Origin of the sequence: Halomonas sp. ATBC28 (assembly GCF_005937175.1) — a bacterium.
In the GTDB taxonomy this organism is placed as follows: Bacteria; Pseudomonadota; Gammaproteobacteria; order Pseudomonadales; family Halomonadaceae; genus Vreelandella; species Vreelandella titanicae.
The window spans coordinates 141,669-165,762 of sequence record NZ_VCQL01000013.1 but is presented as its reverse complement, the minus strand read 5'-3'; the positions used below and the strand labels follow the sequence as shown (position 1 = coordinate 165,762).

General features: G+C 55.0%; 28 protein-coding genes and 1 pseudogene. 18 read left to right on the top strand and 11 right to left on the bottom strand.

Annotation, left to right across the window (positions count from 1 at the left end; all coding sequences use genetic code 11):
* A partial coding sequence (locus tag E0L35_RS16100) for an IS3 family transposase (protein WP_138800849.1) occupies positions 1-192 on the top strand: 192 nt, incomplete at its 5' end.
* A 61-nt stretch (positions 193-253) separates the two neighbouring features.
* Here E0L35_RS16100 and E0L35_RS16095 read toward each other — a convergent pair.
* Together E0L35_RS16095 and E0L35_RS16090 are read right to left on the bottom strand one after the other, a co-directional pair.
* Entirely contained in the window at positions 254-1,342 is a 1,089-nt protein-coding gene (locus E0L35_RS16095) for a histone deacetylase (RefSeq protein ID WP_138800848.1), read from the bottom strand.
* 150 nt (positions 1,343-1,492) lie between these two features.
* Positions 1,493-1,969, bottom strand: coding sequence for a flavodoxin family protein (locus tag E0L35_RS16090; RefSeq protein WP_138800847.1), 477 nt, complete (start codon positions 1,967-1,969; stop codon positions 1,493-1,495).
* Positions 1,970-2,062: 93 nt separating this feature from the next.
* Between E0L35_RS16090 and E0L35_RS16085 the strand changes: the two genes are divergently transcribed.
* The 3 genes from E0L35_RS16085 to E0L35_RS16075 all read left to right on the top strand — a co-directional run bounded on the left by E0L35_RS16085 (position 2,063) and on the right by E0L35_RS16075 (position 3,375).
* Positions 2,063-2,464 carry a DUF393 domain-containing protein gene (locus E0L35_RS16085; protein ID WP_009287121.1) on the top strand — a complete coding sequence of 134 codons (402 nt, stop codon included), beginning with the start codon at positions 2,063-2,065 and terminating at the stop codon, positions 2,462-2,464.
* 16 nt (positions 2,465-2,480) lie between these two features.
* Positions 2,481-2,957, top strand: coding sequence for a YbhB/YbcL family Raf kinase inhibitor-like protein (locus E0L35_RS16080; protein WP_138800846.1), 477 nt, complete (start codon positions 2,481-2,483; stop codon positions 2,955-2,957).
* Between the two features lie 76 nt (positions 2,958-3,033).
* A complete protein-coding gene (locus E0L35_RS16075) occupies positions 3,034-3,375 on the top strand; it encodes a zinc ribbon domain-containing protein YjdM (RefSeq protein ID WP_138800845.1) in 342 nt (113 codons plus the stop codon).
* 76 nt (positions 3,376-3,451) lie between these two features.
* Here E0L35_RS16075 and E0L35_RS16070 read toward each other — a convergent pair whose 3' ends face one another.
* Complete coding sequence (locus tag E0L35_RS16070; RefSeq protein ID WP_022522973.1) at positions 3,452-3,655, bottom strand: putative motility protein; 204 nt, start codon at positions 3,653-3,655, stop codon at positions 3,452-3,454.
* 296 nt (positions 3,656-3,951) lie between these two features.
* Between E0L35_RS16070 and E0L35_RS16065 the strand changes: the two genes are divergently transcribed.
* From E0L35_RS16065 to E0L35_RS16035, 7 genes are all read left to right on the top strand, one after another.
* Positions 3,952-4,416 carry an SUF system Fe-S cluster assembly regulator gene (locus tag E0L35_RS16065; RefSeq protein ID WP_022522974.1) on the top strand — a complete coding sequence of 155 codons (465 nt, stop codon included), beginning with the start codon at positions 3,952-3,954 and terminating at the stop codon, positions 4,414-4,416.
* A gap of 78 nt (positions 4,417-4,494) precedes the next feature.
* The gene (gene sufB, locus E0L35_RS16060) at positions 4,495-5,937 is read left to right on the top strand and encodes a Fe-S cluster assembly protein SufB (RefSeq protein ID WP_022522975.1); all 1,443 of its coding nucleotides are present in this window, start codon (positions 4,495-4,497) and stop codon (positions 5,935-5,937) included.
* 73 nt (positions 5,938-6,010) lie between these two features.
* Entirely contained in the window at positions 6,011-6,760 is a 750-nt protein-coding gene (gene sufC, locus E0L35_RS16055) for a Fe-S cluster assembly ATPase SufC (protein WP_022522976.1), read from the top strand.
* Complete coding sequence (sufD, locus tag E0L35_RS16050) at positions 6,757-8,097, top strand: Fe-S cluster assembly protein SufD (RefSeq protein ID WP_027958667.1); 1,341 nt, start codon at positions 6,757-6,759, stop codon at positions 8,095-8,097. The genes sufC and sufD overlap by 4 nt, the downstream gene beginning before the upstream one ends.
* Positions 8,098-8,123: 26 nt before the next feature.
* Positions 8,124-9,419, top strand: coding sequence for a cysteine desulfurase (locus E0L35_RS16045; RefSeq protein ID WP_138800844.1), 1,296 nt, complete (start codon positions 8,124-8,126; stop codon positions 9,417-9,419).
* A gap of 36 nt (positions 9,420-9,455) precedes the next feature.
* The gene (sufT, locus tag E0L35_RS16040) at positions 9,456-10,025 is read left to right on the top strand and encodes a putative Fe-S cluster assembly protein SufT (RefSeq protein ID WP_009287114.1); all 570 of its coding nucleotides are present in this window, start codon (positions 9,456-9,458) and stop codon (positions 10,023-10,025) included.
* 18 nt (positions 10,026-10,043) lie between these two features.
* Positions 10,044-10,766, top strand: a complete 723-nt coding sequence (locus E0L35_RS16035) for an ElyC/SanA/YdcF family protein (RefSeq protein WP_138800843.1) — start codon at positions 10,044-10,046, stop codon at positions 10,764-10,766.
* 77 nt (positions 10,767-10,843) lie between these two features.
* On the opposite strand, the gene E0L35_RS16030 is transcribed toward E0L35_RS16035, so the two are convergent.
* From E0L35_RS16030 to E0L35_RS16015, 4 genes are all read right to left on the bottom strand, one after another.
* Positions 10,844-11,290, bottom strand: coding sequence for a hypothetical protein (locus E0L35_RS16030; RefSeq protein ID WP_009287112.1), 447 nt, complete (start codon positions 11,288-11,290; stop codon positions 10,844-10,846).
* Positions 11,291-11,377: 87 nt separating this feature from the next.
* The gene (gene rimK, locus E0L35_RS16025) at positions 11,378-12,286 is read right to left on the bottom strand and encodes a 30S ribosomal protein S6--L-glutamate ligase (protein ID WP_009287111.1); all 909 of its coding nucleotides are present in this window, start codon (positions 12,284-12,286) and stop codon (positions 11,378-11,380) included.
* Positions 12,287-12,327: 41 nt separating this feature from the next.
* Positions 12,328-12,768 (bottom strand): RimK/LysX family protein, encoded by a 441-nt coding sequence (locus tag E0L35_RS16020; protein WP_009287110.1) that lies wholly within the window; start codon positions 12,766-12,768, stop codon positions 12,328-12,330.
* A 33-nt stretch (positions 12,769-12,801) separates the two neighbouring features.
* Positions 12,802-13,839, bottom strand: coding sequence for a DUF3549 family protein (locus E0L35_RS16015; protein WP_009287109.1), 1,038 nt, complete (start codon positions 13,837-13,839; stop codon positions 12,802-12,804).
* A gap of 328 nt (positions 13,840-14,167) precedes the next feature.
* On the opposite strand from E0L35_RS16015, the gene E0L35_RS16010 reads away from it, so the two are divergent.
* Positions 14,168-14,503: a YqcC family protein gene (locus E0L35_RS16010; RefSeq protein ID WP_027958669.1), complete on the top strand. Its 336-nt coding sequence runs from the start codon at positions 14,168-14,170 to the stop codon at positions 14,501-14,503.
* 80 nt (positions 14,504-14,583) lie between these two features.
* Here E0L35_RS16010 and E0L35_RS16005 read toward each other — a convergent pair whose 3' ends face one another.
* Positions 14,584-15,210 carry an OmpW family outer membrane protein gene (locus E0L35_RS16005; protein WP_009287107.1) on the bottom strand — a complete coding sequence of 209 codons (627 nt, stop codon included), beginning with the start codon at positions 15,208-15,210 and terminating at the stop codon, positions 14,584-14,586.
* Between the two features lie 529 nt (positions 15,211-15,739).
* Between E0L35_RS16005 and E0L35_RS16000 the strand changes: the two genes are divergently transcribed.
* Positions 15,740-16,234: an ATP-binding protein gene (locus tag E0L35_RS16000; protein ID WP_039859235.1), complete on the top strand. Its 495-nt coding sequence runs from the start codon at positions 15,740-15,742 to the stop codon at positions 16,232-16,234.
* A 91-nt stretch (positions 16,235-16,325) separates the two neighbouring features.
* On the top strand, positions 16,326-16,655 hold the full coding sequence (locus tag E0L35_RS15995; protein WP_035538312.1) for a VOC family protein: 330 nt from the start codon (positions 16,326-16,328) through the stop codon (positions 16,653-16,655).
* A gap of 72 nt (positions 16,656-16,727) precedes the next feature.
* Here E0L35_RS15995 and E0L35_RS26480 read toward each other — a convergent pair.
* Positions 16,728-16,856, bottom strand: a pseudogene (locus tag E0L35_RS26480) (type II toxin-antitoxin system RelE/ParE family toxin); the annotation flags it as partial.
* A 130-nt stretch (positions 16,857-16,986) separates the two neighbouring features.
* On the opposite strand from E0L35_RS26480, the gene E0L35_RS15985 reads away from it, so the two are divergent.
* The 4 genes from E0L35_RS15985 to E0L35_RS15970 all read left to right on the top strand — a co-directional run bounded on the left by E0L35_RS15985 (position 16,987) and on the right by E0L35_RS15970 (position 18,520).
* Positions 16,987-17,313, top strand: coding sequence for a hypothetical protein (locus tag E0L35_RS15985; RefSeq protein WP_027958672.1), 327 nt, complete (start codon positions 16,987-16,989; stop codon positions 17,311-17,313).
* Between the two features lie 51 nt (positions 17,314-17,364).
* Positions 17,365-17,901 (top strand): hypothetical protein, encoded by a 537-nt coding sequence (locus E0L35_RS15980; RefSeq protein ID WP_041158648.1) that lies wholly within the window; start codon positions 17,365-17,367, stop codon positions 17,899-17,901.
* A 116-nt stretch (positions 17,902-18,017) separates the two neighbouring features.
* Complete coding sequence (locus E0L35_RS15975) at positions 18,018-18,260, top strand: type II toxin-antitoxin system Phd/YefM family antitoxin (RefSeq protein ID WP_138800842.1); 243 nt, start codon at positions 18,018-18,020, stop codon at positions 18,258-18,260.
* Complete coding sequence (locus tag E0L35_RS15970) at positions 18,257-18,520, top strand: Txe/YoeB family addiction module toxin (RefSeq protein ID WP_039859212.1); 264 nt, start codon at positions 18,257-18,259, stop codon at positions 18,518-18,520. Before E0L35_RS15975 ends, E0L35_RS15970 begins: the two co-directional genes overlap by 4 nt.
* Before the next feature lie 171 nt (positions 18,521-18,691).
* On the opposite strand, the gene putA is transcribed toward E0L35_RS15970, so the two are convergent.
* Positions 18,692-22,357, bottom strand: coding sequence for a bifunctional proline dehydrogenase/L-glutamate gamma-semialdehyde dehydrogenase PutA (putA, locus tag E0L35_RS15965; RefSeq protein WP_138800841.1), 3,666 nt, complete (start codon positions 22,355-22,357; stop codon positions 18,692-18,694).
* Between the two features lie 78 nt (positions 22,358-22,435).
* The gene (gene putP, locus E0L35_RS15960; protein ID WP_138800840.1) at positions 22,436-23,926 is read right to left on the bottom strand and encodes a sodium/proline symporter PutP; all 1,491 of its coding nucleotides are present in this window, start codon (positions 23,924-23,926) and stop codon (positions 22,436-22,438) included.
* Positions 23,927-24,094: the final 168 nt, after the last annotated feature.

Genomic DNA, 24,094 nt, shown 5'->3' with positions numbered 1-24,094 from the left:
GATAATGCCGCAATGGAGAGCTTCTTTGGTACGCTGAAGTCAGAATATTTTTACCTGAACCGCTTTGACACCATTGAGCAATTACAGGCGGGCATTCGGCACTATATCCATTACTACAATCACGAGCAGATTAAGACCAAATTAAAAGGCCTGAGTCCGGTGCAGTACCGAAATCAGGCCTTGGCTGCTTAGTTTTTCACTGTCCAAGTTTATGGGGTCAGTTCACGAGGTGCCGTTTTTATGAGCAGCGAAATTATTCCGATTGAAAAGCCGTGCGGTGGAAATCCGCCGCGGCTTGGACTTCCGCAATGCCGCAGGTATCGGGCACAGGCACGGTGTTGCCCGCTAATACTGCAAGTACGGCTCTAGTGCCGTTGGACAGTGACTCCAGGTTGTAGCCGCCCTCTAATACGAACACCAAACGGCCATCGCAGTGTTGTTCGGCCAGTTGTTGCATGAAACCGGTCAGTGCGCCAAAACCTTCATAGGAAACGTTTAAGGCTAAATCGTGCCAATGGGGGTCAAATCCTGCCGAGACTAAAATGATGTCGGGCTTAAACCACGCTGCGGCCGGGGCAAGAATGTCACGGAATGCCTTGAGATACGCTTCGTCGCCAGCGCCAGCCGGTAACGGAACATTGATCGTGGTGCCTTCAGCTAAACCGGCGCCCACCTCTTCCAGGTGGCCTGAGCCGGGATAGAAGGGCGCCGCGCGGTGAATATCGAAAAACATCACATCCGGCTCTGCCCAAAAAATATCCTGGGTGCCGTTGCCGTGATGGGCGTCCCAATCAACAATCAGCACTCTTTCGCAACCCAGCGCGCTGCGCGCATGGGCTGCGGCGACCGCTACATTGTTGAATAAACAAAAGCCACGGGCGCGAACGGGCTCTGCGTGGTGCCCTGGCGGGCGCACAAGTGCAAAGGCACTTTTAGCGCGCTTCTCCATGACCGCTTCTACTGCGGCAATGGCCGTTCCCGCGGCGACTTCGGCGGCATCGACGCTACCCGGTGAGACCGCTGTGGTATCCACATCCAACCAGGCATTTTTCCCGCGTAGGCTAAAAATATCGCTTAGATAGGACGTGGTATGCACCCTGGCGAGTTGTTCATGGGTGGCTACTTTGCCACCTTCAATGTGCAGGCCCGCAATGGGCGCTTTCTCAAGCAGGTGCTGAATGGCTTTCAAACGGCCGGGGTGCTCGGGGTATTTCCATGGCACAGGGAGCCCTGCAAGCAGATGTCGAATGCGCTTATCGATCCGTTGGGGTAGAAAGTCGGCGTCAATATTGGGCTCGTGAGCGAGCACCCGATCATCATAGAAAGCAATGACTTTATGCATAATGGCTACCTAATGTACGTGCGTTAAGTAACAGCAGTAAATTCAAGCAAGTACTGCCGCCCTTTAATCGCACAATGGGCACGAAATGCTTATCTACAGTAAGGCAGGCTAGGCGAGGTTATACAATATCACTCTCAAACCATGTCACTTTCAAACAATGCCACTCTCAACACTAAACGCTAGGGTCATGCTGAGCTCTTCTACCTGATCTGCAAATGAGGGCTGCCACTCGCCGCACAAAATGAGCGGTGGCTGTACCCATCGCCAGCGTAAGCCAGTGACGATGCTTTCTACTGCGCGTTGGGTGCCCGTGCCATCGTGCCCCGCGCGAATATAGAGCGCGCAGGGTAATCCCTGTTTCTTTTCAATGACAGAATAGTAGCTGCGATCAAAAAAATCCTTGAGGGCGCCGCTCATATAACCCAGGTTTTCTGTGGTGCCGAGCAGAATCGCATCGCAAGCAAGCACGTCGTCTGGTCCAGCTTCCAAGGGCGCTTTCACCACACAGTGCAGCTGCTCAAGGTCGGGATGACTCGCGCCCTGGAAAGCCGCATCACGCAATAAGCGGGTATTCGCCGAAGGGGCATGGGCAACAATTAATAGCTGTTTTTTGAACTCAGATGTCATAGCCGTAGCCTAAATAAGCAGTGAATATGTAAAGGTTTGCGACTAGTACTGAAAATGCCACACTGCTTTAGTGTCGTTAACTAGAGAGGCTATATGCCCAATAAGACTTCTATCAATGTCTTTTACGATGCGAAGTGCCCGCTGTGCCGTAAAGAGCGCCGCCGCTATGAGCGCTGGTCGGGGCGGCATGCCGCTGATATCGCTTGGCTTGATGTGAGTGAACATCACCAGGCGCTACAGCAAAAGGGCGTCGATCCCGACATGGCACTGCGTTCTCTGCATATCGAAACAGCATCTGGGCAATTGGTGGAGGGGATCGATGCTTACCGTTTATTAATGAAGCGTATTCCCTTGTTGGCGCCGGCTGCCTGGATCATTGGTCTACCGGGCATTAAATCGGGCTTGCGGGCGCTTTATGATGCCTGGGTTAAGCGCCGCCTGAAGAAACAAGGCCGGTGGAGTTGTGAGACTAGGAGCGAAAGGCACATTAGATAAACCAAGGAGATAAAACATGACATTTGCACTTTCATCAATGCAGGTTACCAGCCCGGCGTTTGCTGACCATCAGGCGATACCTGCCAAGCACACCGGGGAAGGTGAGGATGTTTCGCCAGCACTTGCTTGGCAAGACGCTCCCGAGGGAACCCAAGGGTTTGCAGTGATCTGTCATGACCCGGACGCGCCGTTGGTCAAAGACGGTAGCTATGGCTTTGTCCACTGGGTGCTCTATAACCTACCCGGCGATATTCAAGAATTAACTGAAAAGACGGCGGCGGGCACCTTCGGCGCAAATGATAAAGGTGGTACTGGCTATTGTGGCCCGATGCCGCCAGAAGGGCACGGCAAGCATCTTTATTATTTCTGGGTGCTGGCGCTGGATCATCAAACCTCGCTCCCTGAAGGGCTCACGCTGGCTGAACTGCTCAAAGAAGTAGAGCCTCACCTGCTGGGGATGAACCGTTTGGTGGGTACTTACCAGCGCGATTGATCTAGCCTTTGGCTGGACATTTTGCGTAACCCGTGTAGGCTCCATCGCTTTCTAACTGTGGTGATGGAGCCGTCTGATGAGTGACCTGCCTAACTGTCCTGCCTGTGCCTCTGAGTTTAGCTACGATGATGGTCTTCAATATGTCTGCCCAGAGTGCGGCCATGAGTGGTCAAAAGTGGCAGAAGAAGAGGGCGCTGATGACGCTTCAGGCGTGCGCGATGCCAACGGCAATATGCTAGCCGACGGTGATAGCGTAACGGTGATCAAGGACTTGAAGGTTAAGGGCAGTTCACTGGTGGTTAAAGTGGGCACTAAAGTGAAAGGCATTCGCTTAGTTGAAGGCGACCACGATATCGACTGTAAAATTGACGGTATCGGCCCGATGAAGCTTAAATCCGAATTTGTTAAGAAAGCCTAGCGTTAAAACCGATCGTTAAAAAAATAGCCCCCTGGCGTTGGCCAGGGGGCTATTGATTTATCTAGCCTAACGTTTATTACGCAGTCGTATTAATCTGCGTACCTACGCTGCCGCTGGTAGCCAGCTGTGGATCTAAAGCAACGCTATCCATCAGGGCGGTGATTTGCGCTGCCTGGCCGTCTAATGCCTCTTTAAAAACACCGAACTGAGCCTGTTGGATCGCTTGCGCCTGCCTCATATCCAGCGTTGCATTTACCATGTTATTAACTGCTACATCCATAGTCTGCCTCCTACAAATATTGGGATGCCTCATACAGTAGGGGCATCTAATACGTTCTGACGCTATCAGAATCGGCTACTCAATGCAAAGCAGCAGATACAGAAGTAATAGCTTTTCTAAATGATAATGATTGTTGTTTTTGATGCTATCAGCGCCGAACGTGCCGATATTTTGCGTAAATTGCTATCCATTTTGCTCAGGGGCTTCACATCAAATTTATACAGGACTAAAATGGTACTCAATTGACGTGGCGACCATTTGATTTGCTGCGTACTGATGACATAAAGGGAGTCGACATGCTTAAGCTTTCTCGGCTGACAGACTATGCCGCGGTGGTCATGGCGCAAATTGCCCGCCATTCCCAGGCGTCGCATGCAGCGGCAGAGTTAGCAGAGGCCGTGCAGTTGCCCCATCCGACGGTGAGTAAAACGCTCAAAATGCTAGTGCGGGCAGGGCTGCTGGTTTCTCAGCGTGGCGCCCAAGGCGGTTACCGCCTGGCCCGGCCCGCATCGCAGATTACTGCCGCCGATATTATTGCGGCGATTGAAGGCCCCGTCGCCATGACCGAGTGCAGCCAAGCAGAAGGCGATTGTGAGCTTGTGGCTACCTGCGGTGTGGCAGACAACTGGCAGCGGGTCTCTTTGGCCATGCGTACTCTGCTAGAGAGCGTGACCCTGGCGCATCTGGCTGATACAGCGCCGATTAAGCTGCCAGTACAACTGCCTATTCAAACGATCAGCCTGTCGGCGGCGTCGGCCTAACGGCGGCGCGAGTACAGCAGGCCTAATTTATTATTAAAGGCGATGACCTCGCCACCCAACTGCCCGGAGGGTATCACCATGGCAAGCGAAGAAATGGAACAGTTGGTTCGTCGCGAATACAAAGATGGCTTTGTAACCGATATTGAGAGCGACACCCTGCCACCTGGCCTGGATGAAAACACCATCGCCTTTATTTCCAAAAAGAAGGGCGAGCCGGAGTGGATGCTGGAGTGGCGTCTGGATGCCTACCGCCAGTGGTTGAAGATGGAAGCTCCTTCCTGGGCGCATCTCGACTATCCGCCGATTGATTACCAATCGATCTCCTATTTCAGTGCGCCGAAACGCCCGGAAGACCGCCCGCAAAGCCTGGATGAAGTGGATCCCAAACTGCTGGAAACCTATGAGAAACTGGGTATTCCGTTGCACGAACGCGCCGCGCTGGCAGGAGTTGCCGTCGATGCGGTGTTTGACTCCGTTTCGGTCGCCACTACCTTCAAAAAGCAGCTTGGCGAAGCAGGGGTTATCTTCTGCTCCATTTCTGAAGCCATTCGCGACTACCCGGAACTGATCAAACAGTACTTGGGCACGGTCGTTCCCGTGGCGGACAACTACTTTGCCGCGCTGAACTCAGCGGTGTTTACCGATGGCTCCTTTGTGTTTGTGCCAGAAGGCGTGACTTGCCCGATGGAGCTGTCTACGTACTTCCGCATTAACGCGGCCAACACTGGCCAGTTTGAGCGCACGCTGATTATTTGCGAAAGCCGTGCCCAGGTCTCTTACCTGGAAGGCTGTACGGCTCCAATGCGCGATGAGAACCAGCTTCACGCCGCGGTGGTCGAGCTTGTCGCTCTGGACGACGCCTATATCAAATACTCCACCGTGCAGAACTGGTACCCCGGTGATGAAAATGGCGTAGGCGGTATCTATAACTTCGTCACCAAGCGCGGCGATTGCCGTGGTGACCGTTCACGGATTAGCTGGACGCAGGTAGAAACCGGCTCGGCTATTACCTGGAAGTACCCCTCCTGCGTACTGCGCGGCAAAGACAGTATCGGCGAGTTCTACTCCGTCGCCGTTACCAATGGTCGCCAGCAGGCCGATACCGGCACCAAGATGATTCATATTGGCGAAGGCACGCGTTCGTATATCGTCGCCAAAGGTATCTCAGCGGGCAGGAGTGACCAATCCTATCGCGGCCTGGTGAAAATTGGCCCGCGGGCCAAAGGGGCGCGTAACTTCACCCAGTGTGACTCGCTGTTGATAGGTGATAAGTGCGGTGCGCATACTTTCCCTTATCAGGAAATTGGCAATAGCACGGCGACCATTGAGCACGAAGCGACCACCTCGAAAATCGGTGAAGACCAGCTGTTCTACTGCCAGAGCCGCGGTATCTCTGAAGAGGATGCGGTCAGCATGATTGTTAACGGCTTCTGTAAGGATGTCTTCCAAGAGTTGCCCATGGAGTTCGCCGTCGAAGCGGAAGCGCTGCTCAATGTGACCCTGGAAGGCGCGGTCGGCTAACCGCTGCCCATTTATTCCAATTAATTATATTAGTGTCGCCGTGGCGACTCGCCAGAATCAGAAGGTAATCAATATGTTGCAAGTGAATGATTTACACGTCTCCGTCGAAGGTAATGAAATCCTCAAAGGCTTGACCCTGACCATCAAGGCGGGTGAAGTGCACGCCATTATGGGGCCGAACGGCGCGGGTAAATCGACGCTATCCGCGGTGATTGCCGGTAAAGATGGCTACGAAGTTACCCAGGGCACGATTACCTTTGAAGGCAAAGACGTGCTCGAAATGGAAATTGAAGAGCGCGCCCAGGCTGGCTTGCTATTGGGTTTCCAGTACCCGGTCGAGATTCCAGGGGTTAAAAATATTTACCTGCTGAAGTCTGCGCTTAATGCCCAGCGCGTAGCCCGCGGCGAAGGCGAAATGCCAGCGCCAGAGTTTATGAAGCTGGTGAAAGAGAAGCTTGGTTACATGAAAATGGACGCTAGCTTCCTACAGCGCGCCGTTAACGAAGGTTTCTCAGGCGGCGAGAAAAAGCGCAACGAGATCCTGCAAATGCTGGTGCTTCAGCCGAAGCTTGCGATGCTCGATGAGATCGACTCCGGCCTGGATATCGACGCCATGAAAGTGGTCGCCGATGGTGTCAACAGCCTGCGCGCTGAAGACCGCGCCATTCTGCTGGTCACCCACTACCAGCGTCTGCTGGATTACATCGTGCCAGACCAAGTTCATGTACTGGTCGATGGCCGTATTGTCAAAACCGGTGACGCCGAGCTGGCCAAACAGCTGGAAGCCAATGGGTACGAAGGTATCGAGGAGTCTGTGGCATGAGCGATACGCAAACCTTTTTAGACACGCTGAAGGCGCGCAGCTCGAACTACACAGCGGAACCGACCTGGATTGCTGCTCGTCGCCAGGCGGGTGCTGCACGTTTTGAGGCGCTGGGTTTTCCTACGCGTCGCGATGAAGAGTGGAAGTACACCGACGTACGTTCGATTGCCCAGGGCAACTTTGCAATAGCCGACAACGCTGAGTTCTCTCCGGCCACCGCCGCGGCGCTAACGTTGCCGATTGATGCCTACCGGCTGACCTTCGTGGATGGCGTTTTCTCATCGGCGCTCTCTGATTTGGATTCACTGCCGTCAAGCGTTCAGGTATTACCGCTTTCCAAGGCGCTAGCAGAGAACCACGAAGCCGTGGGTGGCCCGCTTGGGCGCTTAACCGGTGTCGATTTTTCGCCCTTCGCCGCGCTAAACACGGCGTTTATGGAAGAGGGGGCAGTGGTTCGCATTGCACCGGGAACAGTGGTTGAGAAGCCCATCCTGCTGCAGTTTCTGTCCCGCGCAGGCCAGCCGGTGATGTGTCACCCGCGGGTGCTGGTGGAGGCAGGAGGCCGCAGCGAGGCGACGCTGATTGAGCACTACACAGGTGAAAGCGAAGCGACGAACTTCACCAACGTAGTTGGCGAGCTGATGCTAGACCGGGGCGCGATACTGGCCCACTACAAGCTGCAAGAAGCGCCGTTGGGTGATTTGCACGTGGCGAGCATTCACGTAGAGCAGGGCCGCGATACGCGCTATACCTCCTATAACCTGAGCCTGGGCGGTGCGCTGGTGCGCAACGATCTGATCAGTGACTTGAACGGCCAGGGCGCTGAAACCAACTTCCTGGGTCTGTTCTTTGGTCAGGGTCGCCAACACGTCGACAACCATACCAAGGTCAACCACAATGCGCCGCTGACGTTCTCCAATGAGAACTACAAGGGCATTCTGGATGATCGCGCCCACGGGGTGTTTAACGGCAAGGTCTACGTCAAGCGCGATAGCCAGAAGATCGAAGGTTTTCAGAGTAATCAAAACCTACTGCTATCGGATCGCGCCCACATTGATGCCAAGCCTGAGCTTGAGATTTACGCCGATGACGTTAAGTGCTCACACGGCACGACTACGGGCCAGCTAGACGAAGAGGCGATTTATGCGCTGCGTACCCGCGGTATCGATGAAGCCACCGCTCGCGGTCTGCTAACGCTCGCTTTCGCTGGCGAGGTGTTGGACAAAGTCACCCTGGATGCGATTGCCGAGCGCGTTGAGTTAGCGGTCGCCGGTAAGCTGCCAGAGCGCTTCAACCTTGCCGGGCTTGTCGAAGCGGCGGTTTCACTTAACGACTAGCGCCACTACCCAATCAGGAGCGTCTGATGCCACATTCCGTTATTGAGCCAACGTCTAGCTCTTCTCAAACAGGCACTGTGCAAACAAGCCCTGCGCAAGCGATCTTTGATGTTATGCGCCTGCGCCAGGACTTTCCGGTGCTGGCCCGTGAGGTGCACGGCAAGCCGCTGATCTATTTAGATAATGCGGCCACTAGCCAAACGCCTCAGCAGGTGATTGACGTGTTTAGCGATTACTACTCGCGCTATAATGCCAATATTCACCGTGGGCTGCATACTCTCGCCGATGAGGCGACGGCGGCGTTTGAAGGCACGCGCCACCGGGTTAAGGCGTTCCTTAATGCGGAAGATGCGCGTCAGATCATCTTTACCCGCGGCACCACGGAAGCGATTAATCTGGTCGTGCATAGCTGGGGGCGTGCAAATCTTGCGCCTGGCGATGAGGTGTTGATTTCGATGTTGGAGCACCACTCCAATATTGTTCCCTGGCAGCTGTTGGCCGCCGAGATTGGTTTTACCATTAAGGTGATTCCCGTTGAGGCCAACGGCGCGCTGGATATGGCTGCCTATCGCTTGCTGCTGAGTGAGCGCACTAAGCTGGTGGCGGTGAACCATGTCTCTAATGCCCTGGGAACCATTAACCCGGTGCAAGAGATGGCAACCCTTGCCCATCAGCAGGGTGCGCTGATTCTGATTGATGGTGCTCAGGCAGCACCTCACCAAGTGGTCGATGTGCAGGCAATCGATGCTGACTTCTATGCCTTCTCTGGCCACAAAGTGTATGGGCCGACAGGCGTTGGCGTGCTCTACGGCAAGCAGGCGCTGCTTGAAGCGATGCCACCCTGGCAGGGCGGTGGTGAGATGATCAGCACCGTCTCTTTTGATGCGGGCACAACCTTTGCCGCTATTCCGCATAAGTTTGAAGCGGGCACGCCCGCTGTTGCAGAGGTCATTGCCCTGGGTCGAGCGCTTGAGTGGATGGAGAGCATTGGCATAGATGCCATCGGCGCCTGGGAAGGCCAACTGCTCGATCACGCTACCCAGGCGGTCGGTCAAATCGATGGTCTACGTATTTTAGGCACTGCGCCGGATAAAGCGGCCGTTCTTTCCTTTATTGTGGAAGGGGCGCATTCGCAAGATATCGGCCTGCTGATCGATCAGCTCGGCGTCGCTATTCGTACCGGCCACCATTGCGCACAGCCCTTGTTGCATCATTTTGGGGTCGACGCGACGTGCCGTGCTTCATTTGCGGCGTATAATACCCTCGATGAAGTGGATCGCTTTGTAGAAGCACTCCAACGTGTCATTGGTATGGTGCGTTAAGGTCGATTCTTTAGGAATCGTCATTTAAGGACAGTTATGGATCTTGAGCAAGTTGCCAGCCTCGAACGTGGCCAACAGTTACCGCTCCAGCGCGATGTGGAAGCCATTGCCATTCCGTTTGGCAGTACGGAAACACTGGCTGAAGATAGCGTTGTTAGCGTTATGCAGGCGAAAGGCAGTACGGTAAGCGTCGGTTTTGAGGGGCGCCTCTATTTGATTGAGGGGCAAAACCTGGATGCCCTGGGGCTTGAGTCGCTCCCGCGTCCTACGCTGCCCGAAACGGCTACCGAGGAAGAGATTGAGCAGTTCGTGTGGGATCAACTGCGCACCTGCTTTGACCCGGAGATACCGGTCAATATCGTTGACTTAGGGCTTGTCTACGGCTGCCGTATCGAGCGCCTTATCAGTGGTGAGCGTATGGTAACTATCCGCATGACGCTGACCGCCCCTGGGTGTGGGATGGGCGATGTAATCGCGGCGGATGCGCGCAATAAGATCCTCGGTGCGCCGCAGATCAGCAAGGTTCACACCGAAATAGTCTTCAGCCCGCCCTGGAGCCGTGACATGATGAGTGACGAGGCCAAGCTTGAACTCGGCATGTTCTAACCCCGGCTGGGGAGCTGGATGCATAACCTTTTGTTGAAATGGCTAAAGCGTTTATTAATGTCGCTAGGAGCACTGTCGCTGCTGGCGACATTGCTGTTTATAGGCGGCAATTTTTGGGTGCTCGCGACGACCGCCGCTTACATTGAGCGTCAGCCGCAGCAGTGTCATCCAGCAGAAGTGGGGATTGTCTTCGGCACGTCTCACTGGACGCGTAGCGGGGTGCGAAACCCGCACTTCCATGCGCGCATGCGAACCGCTGCTACTTTAATTGAGCAGGCTCAGGTCGAGCATCTTTTGCTCTCTGGGGATAATCGTACCCAGGCGTATAACGAGCCGCGCGCAATGTGGCGCGAGCTGTATCGACGCGGTGTCGCGTCTGAACAGCTGACCATGGATTTTGCTGGTTTTAGCACCTACGACACGCTAGCGCGTGCCCGAGACGTTTTTCAGCTGGATAAAGCCCTGCTGATCACCCAGAGCTGGCATCTTCCCCGCGCGGTATTTATTGGTCGTGCGCTAGGTATCGATGTCACTGGCTGTGTGGCGGATGATCCTACCGTAGCAGTGGGGTGGCGTTTAAAGCTGCGCGAGTGGGCAGCACGCGTAGCCACCCTGGGTGATCTCTATGTATGGGGGAGGGAGCCCTATTTTCTCGGTACGCCTGAGCCCATCGAATTACCCAGGCGGACGCCCATAGACCTTATTCTGCCATCACTAAACGAGCGCTTTAGCCCTCCATAGCCCTTTGACCAGGCCCTTGAGCATAGAGGTCCTGAGCATAGATAGCTTAAAGCCCCTAGCAGCGTGTCTATAGGGCGTTAGCGGTGGGTTTTGCGCTTTTGCAGCGCATACAGCTCGCGGATAAGCTTACGGCACCCCTGCATGCACTCTTCTACCACCGGTTCAATCGGATCGGGTAACGGGTGGGTATACAGAGAGGAGAGCGCCTGCATTAATACACGCTCTTGCTCTAATAGCTCATTGATGAGTACTTGGCTATCGTTGCCGACAAAGCTTTTTAGACGGCTCCACAGCCATAAAAAATCATCGCGCTCAACGTCTGCATCCCGGGGCAGCATTTTTAAATGCGCACGGGCCAGATCCTGCAGCTGGCGCATCTGCTTGAGCCGCGCAGCATAATGCGGCTTTAAAGCGTCACGCAGCGACGGGCGCAGGCGTTCAATATTGTCTTGGAAATAATCAATGCTATCGGCCAGCGCTTCCAATACGCTGTCCATCGCCACTTGGCGATTATCGAGAAACATGAGCGTCTACCTCCTTCGGTGACGCAGATTGTGGGGGTGACAGCGACTATTTGCCACCCCCGAAACGGATTATTTTAATATTTTGCCTTAGCCTTTAGGCTTGGGCGGTGCTTTACGGGCTGGTGAAGCGTTTCTTTCAATGTGCTCAATGATCATTCCCGCAATATCTTTGCCGGTGGCGTTCTCAATGCCCTGCAAACCAGGCGAAGAGTTAACCTCCATAATCACCGGGCCGTGATTGGAGCGTAGCAAATCGACACCGGCAACGCGCAGGCCCATGGCTTTGGCTGCACGGATCGCCGTTGAACGTTCCTCAGGGGTGATGCGGATCACGGTGGCGGTGCCGCCGCGGTGTAGATTCGAGCGAAACTCACCGTCCGCCGCCTGGCGCTTCATTGAAGCGACCACTTTATCGCCAATCACGAAGCAGCGAATATCGGCGCCACGCGCCTCTTTGATGTACTCCTGCACCATGATATTGGCTTTCATGCCCATGAACGCTTGAATGACGGATTCAGCGGCTTGGTTGGTTTCCGCCAATACCACACCAATCCCCTGGGTGCCTTCGAGCAGCTTAATGACCAGCGGCGCACCTTTGACCATGGTGATCAGGTCGGGAATGTCATCGGGGGAGTGGGCAAAGCCGGTAATTGGCAGCCCCAACCCCTTACGCGACAGCAGTTGCAGTGAGCGTAATTTATCCCGCGAACGGGTAATCGAGACGTTATCGTTGATAACGTAGGTGCCCATCATTTCAAACTGGCGCAGCACCGCACAGCCGTAAAAGGTGACCGATGAACCAATGCGCGGGATCACCGCATCGAAAGGCTCAATCTCTTGGCCTTTATAGTGGATCGAAGGGTGGTGCGAGGTAATGCTCATATAGCAACGCAGCGTGTCCACCACGCGGGCGGTATGCCCACGCTGCTCTGCGGCTTCAACCAGGCGGCGGGTAGAGTACAAATTGCGATTGCGTGACAGCAGAGCGATATGCATGTAGGAGACTCCGAGCTGAGATTGAAGCGACTAATAAGGGGTTAAGGCTCACCGTGCAAGAATGCGGCACCGGGGGCCACCAGGAGGCGGCGCATGGCACTACGGCCTAGTAGCATCGGGTGGCGCATATTGCTGCGGTCAGTAAGGGTCAGTTCAATGGGGAAATTCAAATCGCCCATCTGCATCGGGGTACGTATAACATAGCGCCACTCGCTATGACCGTTGGAACTGGTGACCCGGCGTCGATCATGCAGGTGCAAACGGAAGCGATGCGCTGGCGTGTCTGGCCCTCCGCTATGGGTGATAAAGCTAACCCACAGTTGACCATGGTCATCTTCATCGGTCTCTATCTCTTCTGCATGCAGTGCAGATGTTCGCGCGCCAGTGTCAGCTTTACAGCATAGGTGAAGCCCTAGTTCAGGTAGCGTCACCATCTCGCGGCGGCCAATGACCGCTTTGGCCTGATAGGGTAATTCCTTCACGGCTCACTCCTTGCAATTAAAAGTGACATCGGATCAAGCGTTCCTCTGTGACATCATCAGTGTCAAACGGCGTTGGGTTGCGGAGCCAGCAGGCGCATCCCGCAGTGCCATCATGACCGGTAAGCGTAGTCGTGGTATTAACGCAATATCACGCACTACGGCGGCAAAATCGCTACGCTCATCTTCTGCTAAGCGTTGCAGAAAAAGTGGCAGGCGCTGCGCGTCTTCAAGATAGCCCCAGCCGCGCCCGGCTATTGCCGCGAGCACATCCGGCCCACAGGCCGCTGAGTTGTTAAGTAAGGCCGTGTACCAATTACCCACCTCTGATGCATCCGTATTGCCCACTGCGCGCAGACAGGCACACAGCGTTTCGATGTCGCCCGCTTGTGCAGCGGCTTCGCCACGACGCTGCAGTGCCGCGACTAACGCCTGTGGCAATGGCTGGTGCTCTAAACAGTAGCACAAGGAGTGGATAACGGCGGTAGGCAGTTCAGGCAACCGCTGCGCGAGCGATTCAGCGTCAAGTGTTTCCATTCTCACGACGTAATCGGCAATCCCTTGTAACCCCAATGCCTGCCAATCGATCGCTTGCTGGCCGCTCAAGTAGGCATCAACCGGCTCAAAATGCTGGCTGGCGGGCAGCCCACGCGCATGGGTGGCGCGTGCATTGAGCATGGCTTGGAAGGTGACGTTAGGCGTGAAGGCGAGGGGATTATCCTTCATTAAGTGATCCACGTCCGCTGTTTCTTCACGACCCACGTTAGAAACCGCGCGCCCCAGTGTTTCCAGCAGCCGGTTTAAAAACGCATCGCGCTGGGCGGGGGCAATCATTCCCTGCTCGTCCAGTGGCAAGGCTAAGAACCAAATAGCCGGTTCGGGCATATCGCCAAGGCGAAACACAATGGCTAAGCGCGCTTGGCCTTGCCAGGGTTCTGGCCAGGCCATTTCGCCACCTTCAAAGGCGGCAAGTGACTCCCGCGGGCAGGAGACGACATGGCGCCCCATATGGTAAAGGGAAACCTCGCCGCCGCTGCGGGTAAAAAACTCATCAAGGGTTTGAATCGGTTGCATGACATCCTTCCGCGTTGCAAGCCTGCACTCTACCTTGCTGATGTGGCACTGTCAGCCGCAGTGACTGATAAACATGGTGTTAATGACAGTGCCTTAAGGCATTAGCATTAATGACAATGCGGTTAAAAATTAATCAACTTTGCCAAAGCCCCATGAGAGCAGGCGCTGCGATACCTTTCCATAGTTTATCCACAGGCTCATGCAGGTTTTCTGTGAGTCTATGGATAACTTCCCGCAAGCGTTGATAGGTGGCAAGGCGCCCGCTGAGTGGGGATAATGGGCAGACGATACACTTACTTCATTTTCCAAGGTAGTGACAAGCGACTTTATGAGTACTTATCAACCGCTGCAGACAGCGCTTCTAGAGCTTGAGGCGTCGATGAAAGCCGCCGATCTATGGCGCATGCCAACACCCGATGCAGAGGCGTTTGCCAGCCAGCAGCCATTTTGCATCGACACGATGTCGCTGCCTCAATGGGTACGCTTTGTGTTTATTGCCCGCTTGAACGCTTTGATGGATGCCCGTGCAGCCATGCCCGCAAAGTGCGAGGTGGCTCCCGCCGTGGCGGCCTATTTACAGCAGGAGAAAACACCCGCCCACCACCAGCTGCTCATCGTGCGGGCGGTAGAGAAGGTCGACCAGATCGTCACTGAAAGCGCTTAAAGCGGCATGCTACTAAACGCACAAAGCCCACCGTGAGGCAGGCTTTGTGGATAACATCCGCTAGCGGTTTTGCAAGTGGCTTAGAAGCGGTAACTGAGGCCTGCCATGACCACGAGAGGATCGATCTCAACGGTACCTGCCGCCGCACCGTTAACGCTCGCATCGGTATCGATATCGATGTACCAAGCAGCGGCGTTCAGCGCCCAATGGTCATCAACTAATAGATCAACACCTACCTGGCCTGCCGCTCCCCAGGAGTCATCCAGGTCTAAATCACCAATCGTCAGCTCCTCATCGGAGAAAAAGGTGTAGTTAATACCGGCGCCGACATAGGGCTGTACGCGTGACTGAGTGCCGCCCAGCGGGTAGTACTGCAGTGTTAGGGTCGGCGGCAGGTGCTTGGTTGAGGCAATGTTATCGCCGTTTAAATGGATGTCGTGTTCAAACGGCAGCGCCGCCAGTAGTTCCACGCCGACTTTATCGTGGAAGCGATAGCCCAAGGTGAACGCGAAATCGGTTTTATCCTGTACATCCACTGATAGCGCACCGTTGGCCAGTGAGCCGTTGTCGCTGGTGGGGGCGACTTTGGCCACACCCACGCGGGTGAAGAAATCGCCAGCGCCGTAGGCGAATGCCTGGCTGCTGGTCATCATTGCCGCAGCGGCAACAGTGGTGACGAATAATGTAGGCAGGGCGGCTTTACGCATGGGATCACTCCAGGTGTTAACGCAGATAGTAAGATTAGACGGCTTTCCGATAGCCGCTTAACGATGAAACCAGTGTAACGAGACCCAGGGAGTGGATTATTGATCCAGGGCAAGAGTTATTAGACATGGGGGGGTAGGGGGAGGGGCGGCTGGAGAGACCTAATTCAGAAGCGGGCTGCTAGCCATTTGGCTTGCCCATTTGTATGGATGCATGCGCAGTGATATGAAGTATTTTTAGTCTGTAATGCGTGTTTTTCTGATACGCTCAGCAAGAGGTATGATCAAATATTGCCAGAATATTGTTTATAAAAATAAATTAAAACAGCGAGTTGTAAAACATCTGCTCGTGTTTATAGGCAATGCGAAAAGATGGTCAGGAATGAGCATGCGCATTTTTCTAGCGAGCATTTGAATGGGAGTTGGTAATTTGCCCATTACTATTAACACATTGGAGTTTTTTTATGGTGTTACGCTTTCTAGGAAAATACGTATGCGCAGAAATAAACTGCTATGCAATACGAGGCAAGAAATGAAGAAAGGAGTGTTGACATTTTTCTGCGGGAAAATGGGGGCAGGGAAAACTACAAAGTCTCTTGAAGTTTCCCAAGAACGAAACGCCGTACTGCTTTCAGAAGACGAGTGGCTTGCGTCGGTTTATCCCGATAGCATTAAGACACTGGAAGATTACGTAAAATATGCTGGACGGCTCAAGCCTCAAATGAAGAAGCTGGCTCAGTCGATCTTGGCGTCAGGCACTAATGTGGTAATGGACTTTCCTGCAAATACGATTCCGCAACGAAAATGGCTTAGAAGTGTCTTTTCAGAGATTCAGGCTCCCCATGAGCTAATTTACATTGACCAGCCAAATGATACCTGCTTAGAGCAGATAGCCAAAAGGCGTGCAGAACAACCGCAGAGAGCGGCAACGGATACTGAAGAGATGTTTGAGCAGATTACAAAGTACTTTGTTGCGCCCACACCCGATGAAGGGTTTAACATAACTGTAATTTCGGCAAATGGATAATAGCCGCAGGTACAGCGACTGCTTGTACGTTGCGGCTGCGCCTTTATTACAAAGCCGCGCACGTTGCAGCGTTATGTCATTTTGGTGAATTATGAAACTTGATTTGTTCGTACTACGGTGCAGCGATTTGCGGGCCAGCAAGCAGTTCTATGAGCAGCTCGGTTTCAGCTTCGTGGAAGAGCAGCATGGCTGTGGGCCAGTGCATTACTCGTCAGAAAATGCGGGGTTTGTATTCGAGTTGTATCCATTGGTTAGCAGCGAATCAGTAGACAACACGCGACTAGGATTTTCAGTGGAAGGTCTGGGCAATATCATCCCTGACTTAGAATTAGTGGACCAGTATAAGTTTGGCGGAAAGCATGTTTATGTCGTCCAAGATCCTGATGGCAGAAAGGTTGAGCTTAGTGAGCAGAAACCATAACAAGCGGCATCACGGTGAGCGCTTTTCCGCTGCTCCAAAGCGCAGCTTGTACCGGGAGTTATAACGTCATTGCTACCGTTTGAGATCGTGGTAGAAATTTTCGTGTGAGCCCAAGACCATCAGTTCAAGGACAAGAGCACCATCATCAAAACTGTAGCCGAGCAGAGTCAGTTGCTCGTTCATTTTGAACTGATGGACTCTAGCGCAAACGCTAAGAAGCTTGTTGCCGCCTGAAACAGCCCATTTAGGCCGTGCACCGGATGCCAACCCCTTCGCTGCGTTTGCCCACGCCGATGACTGTCTTGAGCTGCTTTAAAGAGGAATAATTGCAATGAGCAACAGTATTGAAAACTCAGACCAGTTGGCTGAGGCCAACCAAAAAATTGTTTCAGAAGGTCAGGTTCTTCCTTCTGTTCGACTTAAAGATGGTAGCAAGGTACAGACGGGCACTGTCGCAACCATGCTCCACAACATTAATCTATACAATTCAGGCGAGCGCGGGCAAGTAGAGAAAGAGCTTGAGCTGGCGGTGCCGACACTGATCAAGGTAGGACTGTTTGAACTATTTGCGCCTGATGATTGGATAAACGGCTCTAATCCTGGGCGTCGTTTCGTAGGCGAGCTTGCAAAAGGCTACTTGTCAGAAGCAAGGGGCTAAAGCAATGTACGCAACAAGCTTGGGATTACGGCGTTACGTGGAGAGAAGGCGTTGAACCATAGCGAACACTCGTCTTTTAGAGAAAAGCTCGTTGAGCATCTTTTCATTGGCGAACTGCTAAAGCTTTCCTGGAAGGAATTTGGCTGCACGCTAGAGGTGGCGAGTCCAGAAGTTGATAACGCTGGCTATGATCTAATAGCGGAAGATAATGGGGTCGTGAGGCATATACAGCTTAAAGCTTCATACGTTGGCGGCAAAACAGCCAGCCAGAAAGTTCATACGAGGCTTTCTGAAAAGCCCTCTGGGTGTGTTATTTGGATTTATTTCAACGAAGATACCTTGGAGCTGGGGCCATTCCTCTTCTTTGGCTCTCTTCCAGGCGAGAAATTGCCTAGCCTTGACGGGCTTAAGGTTGCAAAACATACCAAGGGCGACCAGGGCGGATTTAAAGCCGAACGCCCTAATATAAGGGTTTTGCCAAAAGGTTGGTTTAAAAATTTCAGTTCTATCGATGAGGTCTATGAGGCCTTATTTGGGGCAACATGTTACAAGGCCGCTACCACGAAACCGGGAGAAAAGGCTCAATGAGTATCAGGGCCATACACGCGAAAGACGTATTCTGACGATGTTATGCGCAACGTTCGTCTTGACGTACGTACCCAAAGGCGTACATTGTTAGAAAATTGAATGAGCAAGAGGGCGTCATGACCGGAATCACAGCAACTGAGGCGCGCAGCAATCTTTATCGGTTGATCGACGAAACTGCCGAGTCTCACCAGCCCATCGTCATCATGGGCAAGCGGAACAAAGCTGTCTTGGTATCCGAGGAAGACTGGTCGGCGATTCAGGAAACACTTTACCTGCTCTCCGTGCCAGGTATGCGGGAGTCTATTCGTGAGGGGATGAATACCCCCCTAGATGAATGCGGTGAGGAGCTGGACTGGTGACATGGAAGTTGGTTTACACCAAACAAGCCCAAAAAGATGCGAAGAAACTGGCCTCCAGCGGCCTCAAGCCAAAAGCCCAGGATTTACTGGTACTGATTGCAGAAGACCCCTACCGTAAGCCGCCTCCGTTTGAGAAGCTCATTGGTGATCTTGCTGGCGCCTACTCACGCCGGATCAATATCCAGCATCGCCTAGTCTACCAAGTGCTTGAGGACGAGCGAGTGGTAAAAGTTCTTCGGCTCTGGAGCCACTACGAATAATGCATCACCAGCCGCTATTGCCAAAAAAACCGTTCGTTAGATAAAAAAAGCCACTAACGAGTAGTGGCTAACTATTGATTACTGAGACAGTCTGGGAGGAGGGCGAGCGAGCTCAATGAGTCGCTCGCCTCCTAAGCACCGATCCCTAAGCGCCTACCATTTAGCGCCGACCTATTCAGCCGTTGCCAGCAGGCTGGCGTTGCCACCCGCCGCGGTTGTGTCTATGCACAGATGGCGTTCCACCACGTAGCGATCCGGCGAGATGGTCTGGGTCTCGAGCGATACGATGGCACCGTCGCGCTTGGCCAGCGCCATCCGCAGTTCACGAGTCCAGTCGCTGGCGCCAGCGGCGGCGACCGTTGCAATGCCTTTGACTTCGCTCAGTGTCTCGGCTGAAACGCTTCCATCAAGCCCAGCCACCGGTGCGCCGGCATCGGTCAGTGGCTTCACGGCTTGCTCGGCACCTGATGCGACTACGACAGCGGCACAGCCCGCGCCTAGGGCCTGTGCTGCTTGAGCAATGGCGATATCCAGCGTCGGCCCTAGGCACAGAACCACTCCCTTGGGGTACATTGCCAGGCGGTTGCTTTCCCCTGTCGGCCCTGGGAGGGTCTGCGGTGTCATATCTAACGCTGCCGTTTCGGCAAGTGCCTTGCGGATCACGCCGCCTTTGCCGGAGAGCGCCTTGCGCAGTACCTCGATGCGATTGGGTCGTACCGCCCAGTTACGCGCATCCAGCCCGTCTATGGCCGATTGGAGGTCGCCGAGCGATACGGCTTTTCCCTCCGGCGTCTCGTGGCACTCGGCTTCAGCGGTGCGGCGGAAGCGATTGACGTAGAGCGGGCCGCCAGCCTTAGGCCCGGTACCTGAGAGGCCCTCGCCGCCGAACGGCTGAGAGCCAACGATGGCACCGATCTGGTTACGGTTGACGTAGACGTTGCCGACATGGATGCGCTCGACGATCTGCTGCACGCGGTCGTCGATGCGGGTATGCAGGCCGAAGGTCAGCCCGTAGCCCTTGCCATTGATGTCGTCGACGACCTTGTCGATATCCCGCGCCTTGAAGGTGGCCACGTGCAGCACCGGGCCGAAGATTTCACGTTCGAGATCTTCAATGCCTCCAACCTCGATCACCGCCGGGGTCACAAAGGTACCGGTGTACGGCGCAGACAGCTTCTTCAGCACTTTGCCAGCTTTCTCATTCGACGCCACGTAGTCGCTGATTTCCTGTTGGGCGTCAACATCAATCACCGGCGAAACGTCGGTGTCCGTGTTCCAGGGGTCGCCAATGGTGAGTGCGTCCATGGCGCCATAAAGCATGTTGAGCAACCGGTCGCGGGCCTCTTCCTGAACATACAGCATGCGCAGCGCTGAACAGCGCTGGCCAGCCGACTGGAAGGAGGAGATCAGGATATCGCGCACCGCTTGCTCGGTCAGCGCCGTGGAGTCCACGATCATGGAGTTCAGACCACCGGTCTCGGCGATCAGTACGGCGTCGGGGCCTGCGTTGTCCGCCAGAGCCTTGTGGATGATCTGTGCCACCGGGGTCGAGCCGGTGAAGCAGACGCCAGCGATACGTGGATCGCTGGTTAGCGGGCCGCCCACCGTTGGGCCGTCGCCAGGAAGCAACTGTAGTGCCGCTTCCGGTAGGCCAGCCTCACGCATCAGCTCGACGGCGCGGGCGGCGATCAGGGGCGTCTGCTCGGCGGGCTTGGCGAGCACCGCGTTGCCAGCAACCAAGGCGGCAGCGATCTGGCCGGTGGTGATGGCCAGGGGAAAGTTCCACGGGCTGATGCAGACGAAGATGCCGCGGGCGCTGCCGGGCTCTTCCGCTTCCAGCCGCTCGCCCTCGTTGGCGTAATAACGCAGGAAATCCACCGCTTCGCGCACTTCGGCAATACCATCGAACATCATCTTGCCCGCTTCGCGGGTGGCGATCACGGTCAGCTCGGCAATGTGTTCCTCGTAGAGGTCGGCGGTGCGTCGGAGTACCGCGGCGCGTTCGGCTGCCGGGCGCGCCGACCACTCTTTGAAGCCTTGCTCGGCGGCGTCGAGGGCAGTGGCGACCTCTTCCGGGGTGGCTTCATGCACCTTGCCGATCACCCGAGAGCCGTCGGCGGGGGAGACGGCATCGCGCGCCGGGCCCTGGGGAGCGGGGCTGCCCACCAGCATGGGGCCTGCGGTCCAGGTGGCGTCGGCAAATGCTTCGCGGGCATTGAGCAGCGGCAAAATCGAAGCGGGTTCGTTGATGCGGTAGCCCTTGGAATTCTTGCGGTCGGGCTCGAATAGCTGGCCGGGCTGACGGATCAACGGGCTTGAGACGTCGTTGCCGAGTTGCTTGAACCCTTCAATGGGATCTTTTGAGACCTCGCTCGCCGGAATCGAGCTATCCACCACCTGGTTGACGAACGAGGAGTTGGCGCCATTCTCCAGCAGACGGCGTACCAGGTAGGCCAGCAGGTCGCGGTGCGCACCGACAGGGGCGTAGATGCGACAGTGCGTACCTTCTGACTCCTTGACGATGTGGTGTAGCGATTCGCCCATTCCATGCAGGCGCTGGAACTCGTAGCTGTCTTTGTCGTCGCCCGCCATTTCTACAACGGCGGCGCAGGTGTGGGCGTTATGGGTCGCGAACTGCGGGTAGATGCGGTCACGTCGGTCGAGCAGCATTTGCGCGCAGGCCATGTAGCTGACATCGGTGTTGACCTTGCGGGTGAAGACCGGGAAGGTCTTCACCCCCATCTCCTGGGAGAGCTTGATCTCGGTATCCCAGTAGGCGCCCTTAACCAGCCGCACCATAATCTTGCGGTTAAACCGCTCGGCCAGCTCGTAGAGTGTCTCTATCATCGGCGCGGCGCGGCGCCCGTAGGCTTGCACGACCACCCCGAAGCCGTCCCATCCATCAAGACTGGGGTCGGCCATTAGAGCCTCAATCACGTCGAGGGAGAGATCCAACCGATCCTGTTCTTCGGCATCGATATTGAAACCGATATTGGCCTTGGCTGCCTGCTGCACTAGTTCCTTGGCGCGCGGTACCAGTTCTGCCATCACCGTGTCGCGGTGGGTGTATTCATAGCGCGGGTGCAGCGCCGAGAGCTTTACTGAGATGCCGGGGCTTCCGCGCACGTCGCCCTTGGCCTGCTCGGCAATCGCGGTGATCGCCTCTGAATAAGCTTGGTGATAGCGGACGGCATCTTCGTCGGTGCGTGCCGCTTCACCCAGCATATCGTAGGAGTAGGTATAGCCCTGTTTCTCCAGTTCGCGGGCATTCTTCATGCCTTCTTCGATGGTCTGGCCAAGCACGAACTGGCGGCCGAGAATCTTCATCGACTGGCCAACCGCCTTGCGTACCACCGGCTCGCCCATCCGGCGCACCAGGCCGCGCAGCGCTCGGGTCGGGCCCTTGGGGTCTTCTTCCAGCACCTTACCGGTCAGCAGCAGTGCCCAGGTAGAGGCATTGACCATTGATGACGAGGACTTACCCAGGTGGGCGCCCCAGTCGGAGGGCTCGATCTTGTCGTGGATCAGGTCGTCGATGGTTTCTGCATCGGGCACGCGCAGTAGCGCTTCTGCCAGACACATCAGGCCAACGCCCTCAGTGGTCGAGAGCCCGTACTCGGCCAGGAACGCCTCCATCATCGAGGGCGACCTTTCCTTACGCACACGCTCCACGTAGTTGGCGCCAACAGCGGCGACCTTCTTGCGGCCGTCTTCTGAAAGCTTGATGCGCTCGATAAGCCCGTGCAGCACATCTGCCTCATTGGCGTCGTAGTTGTTGCGAATGCGTGAGCGTAGTTCACTCACGTCGCTATGCAGATGGGGTTTGGCTTCGTTCATACAGGGTCTCTCCTTGCTACACGAAAGGGCTCCCGCGGGAGCCCTCCTCGATACTTTGAATGCGTCCTACGTGCTCGTTTAGCGCTCAATATGTTGATATTCACCAGAGTCGTTAGTCATGTTGCTCACCACCAGGATGGCAATGAAGGACGCGATGAAGCCAGGAATGATTTCGTACACACCAGGGCCACCCATGAACTCACCGTTCCAGCCCAGCGAGATCCAGATCATAACCGTGAGAGCACCCACTACCATGCCCGCGATGGCACCATTGCCGTTCGTGCGAGGCCACATCAGCGATAGAATGATCAGCGGCCCAAATGCTGCACCGAAGCCTGCCCAAGCATTACTGACCAGACCCAGTACCTGAGAATTTTCGTCAGAGGCAATAACGGCGGCCACAATACCCACCAGTACCACGCAGACACGGCCGACGGCGACACACTGCGTCTCAGTGGCGTTCTTGTGCAGGAATAGACGATAGAAGTCCTCAGTCAGTGATGAGGATGCCACTAGAAGCTGACTGGAAACGGTACTCATGACCGCAGCCAGTAGCGCCGCGTAGAGGAAGCCGGTAATCAGCGGGTGGAAGAGCAGATTCGCCAGGATAATAAAGATTGTTTCCGGATCCTGGACATCCAGGCCATTGCGGATTGCATAGGCCCGACCAAATATACCCAGAGAAACGGCACCAATCAGGGAGATCAGCATCCAGCTCATGCCAATGTTGCGGGCAATCGGCACATCCTTGAGCGTCCGGATTGCCATGAAGCGCACGATGATGTGCGGCTGTCCGAAATAACCCAGCCCCCAGGTCACCGCAGAAAGCCAGCCGATAAAGGTCAGCCCCGATGTCCAGGATAGCAGGGTGGGGTCGACTTCGTTCAGCGTCTGTGACGCTTGGGAGAAGCCGCCGCCACCTTCACCAAAGAGAACCACCGCCGGCATGATCACCAGTGCCAGCATCATGATGCACCCTTGCACGAAGTCGGTCATACTCACTGCCAGAAAGCCCCCGACAACAGTGTAAATAAGCACGACGCCCAGAGTGATCATGACACCCATGCCGTAGTTGCTCATATCACCGAAGTTGTAAATGCCGGAAAACGCGCTTTCGAACAGCTTGCCGCCAGCCACTAAGCCTGAGGCGGTGTAAACCGCGAAAAAGATCACGATGACGACAGCGGAGACTGTCCGCAGTGACATTGACCGTGTTGGGAACCGGTTTGCCAGGAAAGCCGGAATGGTGATCGCATTGCCATAGTGAACGGTCTGTTCACGCAGGCGCGGAGCAACCAGAATCCAGTTGAATAGCGCCCCCACGAGCAAACCAATACCGATCCACGCCGAGCCCAAACCCGAGACGAACATTGCACCGGGTAAACCCAGCAGCAACCAACCGCTCATATCTGAAGCACCCGCCGACAGGGCTGCCACTTTCGGGCTGAGGGTACGGCCACCCAGCATGTAATCCTCGGATGAAGAGGTGGATTTGCGCATCGCATAAATACCGATGGCGATCATTAGCGCAAAGTACGCAATGAGACTGATCCAAACACCTATAGCCATGTAACTTCTCCAATTATTCAGGACGGAGCTAGCTCCGACAGGTTAGTGCGCATACCGAGAAGAGTACGGTAGTGGCGCAGTCTTGTTGTTGTTAGCCCCTTTTCATATCCATGTTATTGGCCCTGGTGAGCCCGCTATAGATGAAGACAGAAAGGTCTGTGGTGCCTT

Excerpts from the sequence above, each read along its gene's own strand:
- E0L35_RS16095 (WP_138800848.1), bottom strand. The coding sequence starts at position 1,342 with ATGCATAAAGTCATTGCTTTCTATGATGATCGGGTGCTCGCTCACGAG.
- E0L35_RS16090 (WP_138800847.1), bottom strand. The coding sequence starts at position 1,969 with ATGACATCTGAGTTCAAAAAACAGCTATTAATTGTTGCCCATGCCCCT.
- E0L35_RS16085 (WP_009287121.1), top strand. The coding sequence starts at position 2,063 with ATGCCCAATAAGACTTCTATCAATGTCTTTTACGATGCGAAGTGCCCG.
- E0L35_RS16080 (WP_138800846.1), top strand. The coding sequence starts at position 2,481 with ATGACATTTGCACTTTCATCAATGCAGGTTACCAGCCCGGCGTTTGCT.
- E0L35_RS16075 (WP_138800845.1), top strand. The coding sequence starts at position 3,034 with ATGAGTGACCTGCCTAACTGTCCTGCCTGTGCCTCTGAGTTTAGCTAC.
- E0L35_RS16070 (WP_022522973.1), bottom strand. The coding sequence starts at position 3,655 with ATGGATGTAGCAGTTAATAACATGGTAAATGCAACGCTGGATATGAGG.
- E0L35_RS16065 (WP_022522974.1), top strand. The coding sequence starts at position 3,952 with ATGCTTAAGCTTTCTCGGCTGACAGACTATGCCGCGGTGGTCATGGCG.
- sufB (WP_022522975.1), top strand. The coding sequence starts at position 4,495 with ATGGCAAGCGAAGAAATGGAACAGTTGGTTCGTCGCGAATACAAAGAT.
- sufC (WP_022522976.1), top strand. The coding sequence starts at position 6,011 with ATGTTGCAAGTGAATGATTTACACGTCTCCGTCGAAGGTAATGAAATC.
- sufD (WP_027958667.1), top strand. The coding sequence starts at position 6,757 with ATGAGCGATACGCAAACCTTTTTAGACACGCTGAAGGCGCGCAGCTCG.
- E0L35_RS16045 (WP_138800844.1), top strand. The coding sequence starts at position 8,124 with ATGCCACATTCCGTTATTGAGCCAACGTCTAGCTCTTCTCAAACAGGC.
- sufT (WP_009287114.1), top strand. The coding sequence starts at position 9,456 with ATGGATCTTGAGCAAGTTGCCAGCCTCGAACGTGGCCAACAGTTACCG.
- E0L35_RS16035 (WP_138800843.1), top strand. The coding sequence starts at position 10,044 with ATGCATAACCTTTTGTTGAAATGGCTAAAGCGTTTATTAATGTCGCTA.
- E0L35_RS16030 (WP_009287112.1), bottom strand. The coding sequence starts at position 11,290 with ATGTTTCTCGATAATCGCCAAGTGGCGATGGACAGCGTATTGGAAGCG.
- rimK (WP_009287111.1), bottom strand. The coding sequence starts at position 12,286 with ATGCATATCGCTCTGCTGTCACGCAATCGCAATTTGTACTCTACCCGC.
- E0L35_RS16015 (WP_009287109.1), bottom strand. The coding sequence starts at position 13,839 with ATGCAACCGATTCAAACCCTTGATGAGTTTTTTACCCGCAGCGGCGGC.
- E0L35_RS16010 (WP_027958669.1), top strand. The coding sequence starts at position 14,168 with ATGAGTACTTATCAACCGCTGCAGACAGCGCTTCTAGAGCTTGAGGCG.
- E0L35_RS16005 (WP_009287107.1), bottom strand. The coding sequence starts at position 15,210 with ATGCGTAAAGCCGCCCTGCCTACATTATTCGTCACCACTGTTGCCGCT.
- E0L35_RS16000 (WP_039859235.1), top strand. The coding sequence starts at position 15,740 with ATGAAGAAAGGAGTGTTGACATTTTTCTGCGGGAAAATGGGGGCAGGG.
- E0L35_RS15995 (WP_035538312.1), top strand. The coding sequence starts at position 16,326 with ATGAAACTTGATTTGTTCGTACTACGGTGCAGCGATTTGCGGGCCAGC.
- E0L35_RS15985 (WP_027958672.1), top strand. The coding sequence starts at position 16,987 with ATGAGCAACAGTATTGAAAACTCAGACCAGTTGGCTGAGGCCAACCAA.
- E0L35_RS15975 (WP_138800842.1), top strand. The coding sequence starts at position 18,018 with ATGACCGGAATCACAGCAACTGAGGCGCGCAGCAATCTTTATCGGTTG.
- putA (WP_138800841.1), bottom strand. The coding sequence starts at position 22,357 with ATGAACGAAGCCAAACCCCATCTGCATAGCGACGTGAGTGAACTACGC.
- putP (WP_138800840.1), bottom strand. The coding sequence starts at position 23,926 with ATGGCTATAGGTGTTTGGATCAGTCTCATTGCGTACTTTGCGCTAATG.